Here is a 12,786-nt window from a genome sequence, read left to right as displayed (position 1 = left end):
GGCAAGCACGCAAGGGGAGCCGTGAGCACGCAGTACGCCGAGACCGAGTTTCAGAAGCTCATCGTCGCGCACCTCGCGAGTAACGGTTGGGAGATCGGCGCCAGCGCGAACTACGACCGTGAGCGCGCCCTCTACCCCGACGATGTGCTCGCGTGGCTCGCGCTCGACGACGAGAAGAACCTCCGCAAGATCGTCGCGTCGGATGCCGATGCGAAGGGACGCACCCGCGTGCTCGACCGGTTGGCGGCGTCGCTCGCCACCGACGAGCAGCACGGCGGAGGCACGCTCACTGTGCTCCGCAAGGGGTTCGACGTCGTCGGCGCCAAGCGCTTCCGCATGATCCAGCAGCCCCCTGCCGACGATCGCAACCCCGCGATGACAGCTCTGTACGAGCGCAACATCCTCCGGGTCGTGCCCGAGCTGCGCTACTCAATGAAGAAGGACGACCGTCTCGACCTCGCGTTCTTCGTCAACGGCATCCCGGTGGCGACGGTCGAGATGAAGACGAACTTCGCGCAGAGCCTCGGCGCGGCGATCGCGCAGTACAAGCACGATCGGCACCCACAGGGCGAACCGCTGCTCACGCCCGGTCGCGGGGCGCTCGTGCACTTCGCGCTCACCCAGGACGAGATCGCGATGACCACGAAGCTGCAAGGAGAGGCGACCCGGTTCCTGCCGTTCAACCGCGGTCACGACGGCGGTGCGGGCAACGCCCCGAACGCAGACAAGCCGCGCACGGCGTACTTCTGGGAAGACGTGCTCGATCGCGACGCGTGGCTGCAGATCGTCACGAAGTTCGTCTACACGAACCACGAGAAGCAGACCGACCCGCTCACCGGAAAAGTGACGACACGCTCGCAGATTCGCTTCCCCCGATTCCACCAGTGGCGGGCCGTGACGGCCCTCACAGCCGCCGCGCGCGCCGACGGCCCGGGCGAGAAGTACCTCATCCAACACTCCGCCGGTTCAGGCAAGACCGACTCGATCGCCTGGACCGCCCACCGGCTCGCCTCGCTCCACACACCCGCGGGCGACAAGGTCTTCGACTCGGTCATCGTGATCGCCGACCGTCAAGTGCTCGACCGGCAGCTGCAGGATGCCGTCGACCAACTCGTGACCGTCACGGGCACCTTCCAGGCCATCACGCGCGGATCGGAGGGGTCGAAGACGAAGCAGCTCGTCGAGGCGCTGGCCGGTGGCGCGCCGATCATCGGCGTCACGCTGCAGACCTTCCCGCACGTGCTGAAGCAGATGAAGGAGGCGGGTAGCCCGCTCGCCAGCAAGAAGTTCGCCGTCATCGCCGACGAAGCGCACTCGTCGCAATCGGGCTCTGCCGCGGCTGCGGTGCGCGAGGTGCTCTACCTCGGTGAGCCGGTCGCCTTCGACGACGAAGAACCGGGCGCCGATCAAGACGCCCTCGTCGCGATGGCAGCGCACGCCGACACCGACGCGCGCCTCAGCTATTTCGCGTTCACGGCGACACCCAAGGCAAAGACGCTCGAGCTCTTCGGGACGCACGGCTCCGACGGCGTTCCGCGCCCCTTCGACCTGTACTCGATGAAGCAGGCCATCGACGAGGGCTTCATCCTCGACGTGCTGCGCAACTACACGACGTACGACATGGCGGCGCGCATCGCGAAGCGCGCGGCCGTGGGGTCAGACGAGATCGACCCTTCGGCAGGTTCAGGGACCGAGGAGATCGACGTACGGAAGGGCACCCGCGCCCTCATCGGCCTCGTCGAGCTGCATCCGACCAACATCGCCTCGAAGGTCTCGGAGATCCTCACGCACTTCCGCGAGGTCGTCCAGCCGCAGCTCGGCGGGCGGGCGAAGGCGATGATCGTGACGTCGTCGCGCGCCGCGGCGGTGACCTACGCGCGCGCCTTCGAAAAGCTCGCGGCCGAACGCGACATCCCGGTGCGTGCCCTCGTGGCGTTCTCGGGGGAGGTGCCCGACCCAGAGGTTGCCGCGCTGCCGGGGGTCACCCAGCCCGTCGTCACCGAAGCATCCATGAACCCGACCCTCAAGGGACGCGACCTCGCCGATGTCTTCGCCCAGCCCGACCACCACGTGCTGATCGTCGCGAACAAGTACCAGACCGGTTTCGACCAGCCGCTTCTCGTGGCGATGTACGTCGACAAGCAGCTGTCGGGCATCGCCGCCGTGCAGACGCTCTCGCGCCTGAACCGCACGACTCCGGGAAAGACCGAGACATACGTGCTCGACTTCGTCAACGAGCCCGCGATCATCCAGGCCGCGTTCCAGGAGTACTACGAAGAGGCCCGCATCGAGACGGCATCCGACCCCGACCTGGTGCTGAACATCGTCAACAAACTCGACGCCGTCGGCATCTTCACCTGGGCGGAGGTCGACCAGGTGTGGACCGACTGGACCTCGCTCGCGGGTGCGCCCGGCGCGGCCCACAACGCGCTGTCTGCGCACCTCGACCCGGCGGTCGACCGATATTCGGCACGGTGGCTCGCGGCCGAAGACGACGAGGAGCGCGAGCGGCTCCTCGACTTCCGCGCGACCCTCGCTCAGTACGCGACGCTGTACGCCTTCTTCTCGCAAGTGCTGCACTTCGGCGACCCGCGCTACGAGAAGCTCTCGGTTTTCGCCGACCTGCTCGCTCGCCGCCTGCGCGCGCTCGACAGTGGGGGAGGCGGCGAGATCGTCGACGTCTCCGATGTCGTGCTGACCCACTACAAGCTCGAGAAGCTCAAAGACGAAGACCTCGGCCTCGCGTCCGGCGATGCGGCGGGCCTGCGCGGCATCACCGAAGCCGGCATGGCGGCACTGCGCGAGAAAGAGCGGGCGTCGACCACGGAGCTCATCGAGAAGGTGAACGTCTACCTCGGCAACCTCGATGCGGCCGATGAGCACAAGGTCGGCGCGATCGAAGGGCTGCTGGTCGAAGCGGTGCGCGATGCGGGACTCGCCGAGCAGGCCCGCAACAACACGAAAGTCGACTTCGTCAACTCACCCGCACTGCAGGTCGTGCTCGAAGACGCCGTCTGGACGCACGAGACCGCCAGCGCCGAGGTGCTCGCGGCGATCCGCACGCTCGATGGGCGTCAGCTCGTGCAGCTGGCGATGGACTTCGGGCTGTACGAACGCCTACGCGACCGGGCCGCCGGATGACGACCGGCTTTCAGCGGGTCACCTGGGCCGCGACGCCTGGCGTCCGCTAGGCTGGAGCGCGGAACCACAGCAACCTTTAACACCGTCCAGAGAGGCGGAGAAGGGAGCGGCGGATGAGCATCAGCGACAACACGCGCACCGTGCTTCAGCAAGCCGATATCACGCGGGCTTTGACTCGGATCTCCCACGAGATCCTGGAGTCCAACAAGGGCCCCGACGATCTCATCGTCCTCGGCATCCCGACCCGTGGCGTCACGCTCGCGGAACGGATCGGCGCGCAGCTGGCCGACATCTCCGGGCACGCTGTTCCGGTGGGTGCCCTCGACGTCACGATGTACCGCGACGATCTGCACCGCAATCCCACGCGTACGCCGCATCCGACGCAAATTCCCGCGGGCGGGATCGACGGCAAGACCGTGATCCTCACCGACGACGTGCTCTTCTCGGGTCGCTCGATCCGCGCCGCCCTCGACGCACTGAGCGACATCGGACGCCCGGCTGCCGTCCGACTGGCAATTCTCGTCGACCGCGGACACCGTGAACTTCCCATCCGCCCCGACTTCGTGGGGAAGAATCTCCCGAGCGCCCGCCAGGAGCGCGTCCAGGTGCGCCTCGTCGAAGTCGACGGGGTCGATGAGGTGACGATCTCCTCATGAGACATCTTCTGGACACCCGCACCCTCGCGCGCGCAGATGCCCTGCGGGTGCTCGATGTCGCCGAGGACATGCGCGACACGCAATCGCGGGAGATCCGCAAGCTCCCGACCCTGCGCGGCAAGACGGTCGTGAACCTCTTCTTCGAAGACTCGACCCGCACCCGCATTTCGTTCGAAGCCGCCGCGAAGCGCCTCTCGGCCGACGTCATCAACTTCTCCGCGAAGGGCTCGTCGGTCTCCAAGGGCGAGTCGCTGCAGGACACCGCGCAGACGCTGCAGGCCATGGGGGCGGATGCCGTCGTCATCCGCCACGGTGCCTCCGGCGCGCCGCAGACGCTGGCCACGAGCGGGTGGATCTCGGCCGGGGTCGTCAACGCCGGCGACGGCACACACGAGCATCCGACGCAGGCGCTGCTGGACGCCTTCACGATCCGGAAGCGCTTCTTCGGCGACGACAGTCGCGGGCGCGACCTTGCGGGCCTGAAAGTCACGATCGTCGGTGACGTGCTGCACTCGCGCGTCGCCCGCTCGAACGTGTGGTTGCTCTCGACGCTCGGCGCCGAGGTGACGCTCGTCGCCCCGCCGACGCTCGTGCCGCAGGACGTCTCGGCGTGGCCGGTGCGCATCGTCTACGACCTCGACGAGGCGATCGACGGCGCCCCCGACGCGATCATGATGCTCCGCATCCAACTCGAACGCATGAACGCCGCATATTTCCCCACTGAACGGGAGTATTCGCGTCGGTGGGGGTTGGATGCCGCACGCCTTCAGCGACTGCCGGAAGGTAGCATTGTCATGCACCCGGGGCCGATGAACCGGGGCCTGGAGATTTCCGCCGACGCCGCCGATTCACCGCGTTCGACTGTGCTGGAACAGGTCGCCAACGGGGTGTCGGTGCGCATGGCGGCGCTATACCTGCTGCTGGCGGGGGAGCGCGAGACGACGCACGCAGAAGAGGATGCCCGATGACCACCACCACTGTGATCCGCGGGGCAGAACTGCACTCGGGTGAGAGCGTCGACCTGATCGTCGAGGACGGCCGCATCGCCGAGATCGGGTCGGGTCTCAGCCGAGCCGGCGCCGACGTCGTCGACGCGGCGGGCCTGATCGCCCTGCCCGGCCTCGTCGACCTGCACACCCATCTGCGGGAGCCCGGCTACGAAGCGTCCGAGACGATCCTCAGCGGCTCCCGCGCGGCGGCCTCCGGCGGCTACACGACAGTGTTCGCGATGCCGAACACCTCGCCTGTGGCCGACACGGCCGGTGTCGTCGAGCAGGAACTCGCTCTCGGCGAAGCCGCCGGCTACGTCCACGTGCAGCCGATCGGCGCGGTCACCGTCGGCCAGAAGGGGGAGCGGCTCGCCGAACTCGGCGCCATGGCGTCGTCCCGCGCGCAGGTGCGGGTCTTCAGCGACGACGGGTTCTGCGTCTTCGATCCCCTGATCATGCGTCGCGCTCTCGAGTACGTGAAGGCGTTCGACGGCGTGATCGCGCAGCACGCGCAGGACCCCCGCCTGACCGAAGGTGCCCAGATGAACGAGGGCACCGTGTCGGCCGAGCTGGGTCTCGCCGGCTGGCCCGCCGTCGCGGAGGAGTCGATCATCGCCCGCGACGTGCTGCTGGCCGAGCACGTGGGCTCGCGCCTGCACGTCTGCCACCTCTCCACCGCCGGATCGGTCGACATCATCCGCTGGGCCAAGAAGCGCGGTGTGAACGTGACGGCCGAGGTCACCCCGCACCACCTGCTGCTGACGGAAGAACTCGTCCGCGGCTACGACGCGCGGTTCAAGGTCAACCCGCCGCTGCGGCGCGATGAGGACGTGCGTGCGGTCCGCGAGGGCCTGGCCGACGGCACGATCGACATCGTCGCGACCGATCATGCGCCGCACCCCGCCGAGAGCAAGTCGTGCGAGTGGCAGGCCGCCGCGAACGGCATGGTCGGGCTCGAGTCGGCGCTCCGCGTCGTGCAGCAGGCGATGGTCGACACCGGCCTGCTGTCGTGGGGGGACGTTGCCCGCGTCATGTCGAGCGCCCCCGCACGGATCGGTCGGGTCGACGCCGGCACGTTGGCCGCCGGATCGGCCGCCTCGTTCACGCTCTACGATCCCGCCCCCGTACGGACCTTCTCCCGCGAGGACCTCCGCGGACGCAGCAGCAACTCGCCCTACCTCGGCCGAGAGCTTCCCGGCGAGGTGCGCTGGACCTTCTTCCGGGGCCTCCCCACGGTCGCCGACGGCGTCCTCCGGCCCGAGGTCGGCGCATGACGCGGGAGATGGTCATCGCGATCATGATCGCCCTTGCCGTCGTCCTCGTGGCGCTCGGCGTGTGGGCCTGGAAGCGTCGCACACAACGCGACAGCGCCCTGGCCGCGCCGATCGGCGAAGCCCCCGCGGATGCGGTGGTCACGGGCCGCTTCGACGGGTTCTACGTCGCCACGACCGCGCACGACGCTCCGCTCGAGCGCCTCGCGATCCGTGGCCTGGGCTTCCGTTCACGTGCCGCAATCACCGTGATGGATGCCGGTGTCGCGCTCGACCTCACCGGCCAGCCCCGGATGTTCGTGCCCCTCGCCGACATCGAGGGTGTCGACCGGGCAACCGTCGCGATCGACCGCGTCGTCGAGCCAGGCGGGCTCGTCCGACTCTCCTGGCGCATCGGCGACGTGACTGTCGACACCTTCCTGCGAGCGCAGGATGCCGGCTCACGCGCGCTCACTGACGCGATCACCGGCATCCTTCCTCGCCCCCTCGACCCTGCCACTCCGACGATCCCGACGGGAACCGACGCATGACCCCCTCCGCTTTCTCCTTGACCCTCGACCCCGCCGTCCTCGTGCTCGAAGACGGCAGCCGCCACCCCGGACGTGCCTATGGCGCGCGCGGCACGACCCTCGGCGAGGTCGTCTTCTCTACCGGCATGACCGGGTACCAGGAGACCCTCACCGACCCGTCGTACGCCGGGCAGATCGTTCTGCAGACCGCTCCGCACATCGGCAACACCGGCATGAACGCGCAAGACCCCGAGTCCCGCCAGATCTGGGTCGCCGGCTACATCGTGCGAGACCCCTCGCGCGTCGTGTCGAACTGGCGCGCCGACGAGTCGCTCGACGACGCGCTCGTGCGCGACGGCATCGTCGGGATCTCCGGTGTCGACACGCGCGCGATCACGCGCGTGCTGCGCTCGGCCGGGTCGATGCGCGGGGGAGTGTTCTCCGGTGACGCGGCCGAGCTCGCCCCCGACGAGCAGCTGCGCATCGTCCGGGAGGCCCCCCAGATGGCCGGCCAGAACCTTTCGGCCCAGGTGTCGGTGGCGGCGGCCGAGGTGACCCCCGCGACCGGCGAACGCATCGGCAACCTGGCCGTGCTCGATCTCGGTGTCAAAAAAGCCACGATCGACAACCTCGCCGCGCGCGGCTTCGACGTGCATGTGCTGCCGCAGAATGTCACGATCGACGAGATCCGTGCGATCGACCCGGTCGGAGTCTTCTACTCCAACGGTCCCGGGGACCCCGCAGCATCCGGTGATCACGTCGCGCTCCTGCGCGAGGTGCTCGACGACACGCTGCCGTTCTTCGGGATCTGTTTCGGCAATCAGCTGCTCGGCCGCGCGCTCGGCTTCGACACGTACAAACTGCCGTTCGGTCACCGAGGCATCAACCAGCCCGTGCTCGACAAGCAGACCGGGCGGGTGGAGATCACGGCGCACAACCACGGCTTCGCCGTCGACGCGCCGCTCGAAGGCGAGACCCTGAGCCCGAACGGTTACGGCCGCGTCGAAGTGAGCCACATCGGTCTGAACGACAACGTCGTCGAGGGCCTCCGCGCCCTCGACATCCCCGCGTTCAGTGTGCAGTACCACCCCGAGGCCGCCGCCGGTCCGCACGACGCCAACTATCTTTTCGACCGCTTCGCCGACCTCGTGCGCACCACCCTGGAGAACAAGAACTAATGCCCAAGCGCACCGACATCAACTCCGTCCTCGTCATCGGCTCCGGCCCGATCGTGATCGGGCAAGCGTGTGAGTTCGACTACTCCGGTACCCAGGCGTGCCGAGTGCTTCGCGAAGAGGGCGTCCGCGTCATCCTCGTCAACTCCAACCCGGCGACCATCATGACCGATCCCGACTTCGCCGACGCGACCTACATCGAGCCCATCACCTGGCAGGTGATCGAGACGATCATCGCCAAGGAGAAGCCCGACGCGATCCTGCCGACCCTCGGTGGGCAGACCGCGCTGAACGCCGCGATCGACCTGCACAACCACGGCATCCTCGAGAAGTACGACGTCGAGCTCATCGGCGCGAACTTCGAAGCCATCAACAAGGGCGAGGACCGGCAGATCTTCAAGCAGCTGGTCCTCGATTCGGGCGCGGATGTCGCGGACAGCCGCATCTGCCACACGATGGACGAGGTGCTCGCCGGCGCGGCGGAACTCGGCTACCCGCTGGTCGTCCGCCCCTCGTTCACGATGGGGGGCCTCGGCTCCGGATTCGCCTACAACGTAGACGATCTCCGGAGGATCGCCGGTGCCGGCCTCCGCGACTCGCCCACCACCGAGGTGCTCCTGGAGGAGTCGATCCTCGGCTGGAAGGAGTACGAGCTCGAACTCATGCGTGACACCGCCGACAACACGGTCGTCGTCTGCTCGATCGAGAACGTCGACCCCGTCGGCGTGCATACGGGCGACTCGATCACCGTCGCGCCCGCTCTCACCCTCACCGATCGCGAATACCAGAAGCTCCGCGACATCGGCATCGACATCATCCGCGCCGTCGGCGTCGATACGGGCGGCTGCAACATCCAGTTCGCCATCGACCCGGCCACCGGCCGCATCATCGTGATCGAGATGAACCCGCGCGTTTCGCGCTCCTCGGCCCTCGCCTCCAAGGCCACCGGATTCCCGATCGCGAAGCTCGCCGCGAAGCTCGCGATCGGGTACCGGCTCGACGAAGTGCCCAACGACATCACCGGGGCGACGCCGGCGAGCTTCGAGCCGACGCTTGATTACGTCGTCGTGAAAGTGCCGCGCTTCAACTTCGAGAAGTTCCCGAACGCCGACACGACCTTGACGACCACCATGAAGTCAGTCGGCGAGGCGATGGCGATCGGCCGCAACTACACGACGGCGCTGCAGAAGGCGCTGCGGTCGCTGGAGAAGCGCGGGTCGAGCTTCCACTGGGGCGACGAAGAGCGTTCCGCCGAGGAGTTGCTCGAGATCGCGACCAAGCCCACCGACGGCCGCATCGTGGTGCTCCAGCAGGCGATGCGCCGGGGCGCGACAACCGAGCAGGCGTTCGAGGCGACGAAGATCGATCCCTGGTTCCTCGACCAGATCGCCCTCATCAACGAGGTCGCCGAGTTCCTGCAGGCGGCCCCCGAGCTCGACGCCGCGACGCTGCGTATCGCGAAGGAGCACGGCTTCAGTGACGTGCAGCTCGCGCAGCTCCGCGGTGTCTCCGAGGCCGAGATCCGCGGTCTCCGGTGGACGCTCGGCGTCCGCCCGGTCTACAAGACGGTCGACACGTGCGCGGGAGAATTCCCGGCGCTCACGCCGTACCACTACTCCAGCTACGACCGCGAGACCGAGGTGACACCGTCGGAGCGCACCAAGGTCGTCATCATCGGCTCGGGTCCCAACCGCATCGGTCAGGGCGTCGAATTCGACTACTCGTGCGTGCACGCGTCGTTCGCGCTGTCGGATGCCGGATTCGAGACCATCATGGTCAACTGCAACCCCGAGACCGTCTCGACCGACTACGACACGAGCGATCGCCTCTACTTCGAGCCACTGACGCTTGAGGACGTGCTCGAGGTTCTGCACGCCGAAGAACAGTCCGGCACGATCCTGGGCGTCGTCTGTCAGCTGGGTGGCCAGACGCCGCTCGGCCTCGCCAAGGGCATCGAGGATGCTGGATACACGATCCTCGGCACCTCGCCCGCCGCGATCGACATCGCCGAGGAACGCGAGCTCTTCTCACAGCTCCTGGACCGAGCGGGTCTGATCGCGCCGCGTCACGGCACCGCGGTGAACGAGGCGGAAGCCGTCGCGATCGCCGAGGAGATCGGCTACCCGGTGCTCGTGCGTCCGAGCTTCGTGCTCGGCGGACGCGGCATGGAGATCGTCTACGACACCGAGAGCCTGCGCGACTACTTCGTGCGTACCGCCGGCGAGGTCGTCATCGAAGAGGGCAAGCCGCTCCTGGTAGACCGCTTCCTGGATGACGCGATCGAGCTCGACGTCGATGCGCTCTACGACGGGAACGAGCTCTACATCGGCGGTGTCATGGAACACCTCGAAGAAGCCGGCATCCATTCGGGTGACTCGTCCTGCACGCTGCCGCCTGTCTCGCTCGGCCGTACCGAAATCGACCGGGTGCGCACCGCGACCCTGGCGATCGCCGAGGGCGTGGGAGTGCGCGGGCTGCTCAACGTGCAGTTCGCCGTCTCGGCGGGCGTGCTCTATGTCATCGAGGCCAACCCGCGCGCGTCGCGCACCGTGCCGTTCGTCTCGAAGGCACTCGGTATTCCGCTGGCGAAGGCCGCCGCGCGCATCATGGCGGGCGCCACGATCGCCGATCTCAAGACCGAAGGACTGCTGCCGGAGCAGGATGGCTCGCGCGTGCCGCTCGACTCGCCGGTCGCCGTGAAGGAAGCGGTGCTCCCGTTCAAGCGGTTCCGCACCGCAGACGGTCACACGGTCGACTCCGTCCTCGGCCCCGAGATGCGCTCCACCGGCGAGGTCATGGGCATCGACCGGGATTTCCCGACCGCGTTCGCGAAGAGCCAGGCCGCCGCCTACGGCGGCATGCCGACCTCCGGTACCGTGTTCCTCTCGGTCGCCGACGACGACAAGCGCGCCGTCATCCTGCCGGCTCACCGCCTGCAGGAGCTCGGGTTCCGTCTGACCGCGACGGAGGGTACCGCCGAGATCCTCGCGCGCAACGGCATCCGCGTCGAGATCGTGAACAAGTACTCCGAGACGCACGACACCGGTGAGGTCAACATCGTCGACCTCATCAACGCGGGTGAGATCGACATCGTCGTGAACACTCCCTCCGGTGGCATCGCCCGCGCCGACGGCTATGAGATCCGCGCGGCTGCCGTCGCCGCCGACAAGGCCCTCTTCACCACGATGGCCGTCCTCGGCGCCGCCGTCAGTGCGCTTCCGGTGCTGCGGGAAGGCTTCTCCGTGAAGAGCCTGCAGGAGTACGCGATCGACCGGGAGGCGCGTCGGTGACGACGTTCGGGGCACGACTGCGCGCCGGACTGGCCGCGCGAGGGGCCTTGTGCGTGGGCATCGATCCACACGAAGCGCTGCTGCGGGCATGGGGGCTGCCGGTCGATGCGTCCGGAGTCCGTGAGTTCGGGCTCCGGGTCGTCGATGCGGCCGCCGGTCGGGTCGCGGTCGTGAAGCCCCAGGTGTCGTTCTTCGAACGCTTCGGTGCGGCTGGATTCGCCGCGCTGGAGGAGGTCTTGGCGGCCGCGCGTGCCGCAGAGCTCCTGGTGATCGCCGACGCCAAGCGCGGCGATATCGGCACCACGATGGATGCATACGCAGCCGCGTGGCTCACGGCGGGCTCGCCGCTGGAGGCGGACGCTCTCACGGTGAACCCGTACCTCGGCGTCGGCGCCCTGTCCGGGACGTTCGACCTGGCGCTCGCCCAGGGCAAGGGCGTGTTCGTCCTGGCTGCCACGAGCAATCCCGAGGGGAGCGGCATCCAGTCGGCGCGGACCGCGCACGGCTCGGTTGCGCGCTCGATCGCCGCGGACGTCGCGGCCTACGACAGTGACGCCGACGCGGGCGAGTGGTCCTCCCTCGGGCTCGTGGTCGGCGCGACGGTCGATCTCGCGGCGCGCGGGCTCGACGTGCCGTTCGACCGCGCGCTCCCGCTCCTCGCGCCCGGTTTCGGTGCTCAGGGCGCCGAGCCAGCCGACCTGTCGCGCATCTTCGGACCCCTCGCGCCCGCCGTGATCGCGAGCGAGAGCCGGAGCATCCTGTCGGCGGGACCTGATGACCTCGCGGGCCGCATCGATGCGCGTGCCGCCCTGTACCGTGGAGAATCCCATGGCTGATTCCCGCACTCCTCCCGAGGTCGATCGCGCGGCCGCATCGCGGCGCGCTGTCGCCGCCCGCCGTGAGCGCGCCGCGCTCAAACGCGATGTGACCACTCGCGTCATCACACCGCAGGAGCTCCTCCGGCGCGCGCAGTCCGACCCCGAGTCGCCCGCGGGTGCGATGCGGGTCACCGAGTTCCTCACCGCGATTCCGGCGATCGGCGCGGGAAAGCGTGACCGCATCCTCGCGTCGCTCGGCATCTCTCCGGTCAAGCGGCTCGGTGGCCTCGGCGCGCGCCAGCGCGTGGTGCTCGCCGCGTTCCTCGACGAGCGGTGGCCGGAGCCGCAGCCGCGGGCTGGGCGCAGTCGCCTCATCGTCTTGGCTGGTCCCACCGCGGTCGGCAAGGGTACTGTCGCCGCGCACGTCAAAGAGCACCATCCCGAACTGTTGCTGTCGGTATCGGCGACGACCCGCAGCCCGCGTCCTGGTGAAGTCGACGGCGAGCACTACTTCTTCGTCGATGACGCCGAGTTCGACCGCCTGATCGCTACGGGGGAGTTGCTCGAGCACGCGACCGTGCACAACCGCTTCCGCTACGGCACACCCAAGGCCCCGATCGACCGCGCGCTCGCGGACGGGCGCACCGTGTTGTTGGAGATCGACCTGCAGGGTGCGCGGCAAGTCCGTGCAGCGGCTCCGGACGCGACGCTGGTGTTCCTCCTTCCGCCGAGCTGGGACGAGTTGGTGCACCGGCTCATCGGACGCGGCACGGAAGACGCCGAAGAGCGCGAACGGCGTCTCAAGACCGCCAAAGTGGAGTTGGCCTCGCAGGGCGAGTTCGACTTCCACGTCGTCAACGACGACGTCGCGCGCGCCGCCGCTGAAGTGGTCTCGCTCACCCGCTGACGCGCCGCCGGCCGGAAGTCTGCGTGCCGG

Annotated in this window: 9 protein-coding genes; all 9 read left to right on the top strand. The window is 68.4% G+C overall.

Annotation, left to right across the window (positions count from 1 at the left end):
* Positions 1-21 precede the first annotated feature (21 nt).
* The 9 genes from Q0653_RS03070 (at position 22) to gmk (ending at position 12,756) form a co-directional block, all read left to right on the top strand.
* The gene (locus tag Q0653_RS03070; protein WP_298942486.1) at positions 22-3,141 is read left to right on the top strand and encodes a type I restriction endonuclease; all 3,120 of its coding nucleotides are present in this window, start codon (positions 22-24) and stop codon (positions 3,139-3,141) included.
* Between the two features lie 113 nt (positions 3,142-3,254).
* Positions 3,255-3,797 (top strand): bifunctional pyr operon transcriptional regulator/uracil phosphoribosyltransferase PyrR, encoded by a 543-nt coding sequence (gene pyrR, locus Q0653_RS03065; protein ID WP_298942484.1) that lies wholly within the window; start codon positions 3,255-3,257, stop codon positions 3,795-3,797.
* Positions 3,794-4,765 carry an aspartate carbamoyltransferase catalytic subunit gene (locus Q0653_RS03060; RefSeq protein ID WP_298942482.1) on the top strand — a complete coding sequence of 324 codons (972 nt, stop codon included), beginning with the start codon at positions 3,794-3,796 and terminating at the stop codon, positions 4,763-4,765. The genes pyrR and Q0653_RS03060 overlap by 4 nt, the downstream gene beginning before the upstream one ends.
* The gene (locus Q0653_RS03055) at positions 4,762-6,060 is read left to right on the top strand and encodes a dihydroorotase (protein ID WP_298942480.1); all 1,299 of its coding nucleotides are present in this window, start codon (positions 4,762-4,764) and stop codon (positions 6,058-6,060) included. The genes Q0653_RS03060 and Q0653_RS03055 overlap by 4 nt, the downstream gene beginning before the upstream one ends.
* Positions 6,057-6,587 carry a hypothetical protein gene (locus Q0653_RS03050; RefSeq protein WP_298942478.1) on the top strand — a complete coding sequence of 177 codons (531 nt, stop codon included), beginning with the start codon at positions 6,057-6,059 and terminating at the stop codon, positions 6,585-6,587. The genes Q0653_RS03055 and Q0653_RS03050 overlap by 4 nt, the downstream gene beginning before the upstream one ends.
* Positions 6,584-7,744, top strand: coding sequence for a glutamine-hydrolyzing carbamoyl-phosphate synthase small subunit (gene carA / locus Q0653_RS03045; protein WP_298942476.1), 1,161 nt, complete (start codon positions 6,584-6,586; stop codon positions 7,742-7,744). Before Q0653_RS03050 ends, carA begins: the two co-directional genes overlap by 4 nt.
* On the top strand, positions 7,744-11,031 hold the full coding sequence (gene carB, locus Q0653_RS03040) for a carbamoyl-phosphate synthase large subunit (protein WP_298942474.1): 3,288 nt from the start codon (positions 7,744-7,746) through the stop codon (positions 11,029-11,031). The genes carA and carB overlap by 1 nt, the downstream gene beginning before the upstream one ends.
* The gene (pyrF, locus tag Q0653_RS03035; RefSeq protein WP_298942472.1) at positions 11,028-11,867 is read left to right on the top strand and encodes an orotidine-5'-phosphate decarboxylase; all 840 of its coding nucleotides are present in this window, start codon (positions 11,028-11,030) and stop codon (positions 11,865-11,867) included. Before carB ends, pyrF begins: the two co-directional genes overlap by 4 nt.
* Complete coding sequence (gene gmk / locus Q0653_RS03030; RefSeq protein WP_298942470.1) at positions 11,860-12,756, top strand: guanylate kinase; 897 nt, start codon at positions 11,860-11,862, stop codon at positions 12,754-12,756. The genes pyrF and gmk overlap by 8 nt, the downstream gene beginning before the upstream one ends.
* The last annotated feature ends 30 nt before the right edge of the window (positions 12,757-12,786 follow it).

It is taken from the genome of uncultured Microbacterium sp. (assembly GCF_947488465.1).
Lineage (GTDB): Bacteria > Actinomycetota > Actinomycetes > Actinomycetales > Microbacteriaceae > Microbacterium.
This window is presented reverse-complemented; position numbering and strand designations above follow the sequence as displayed.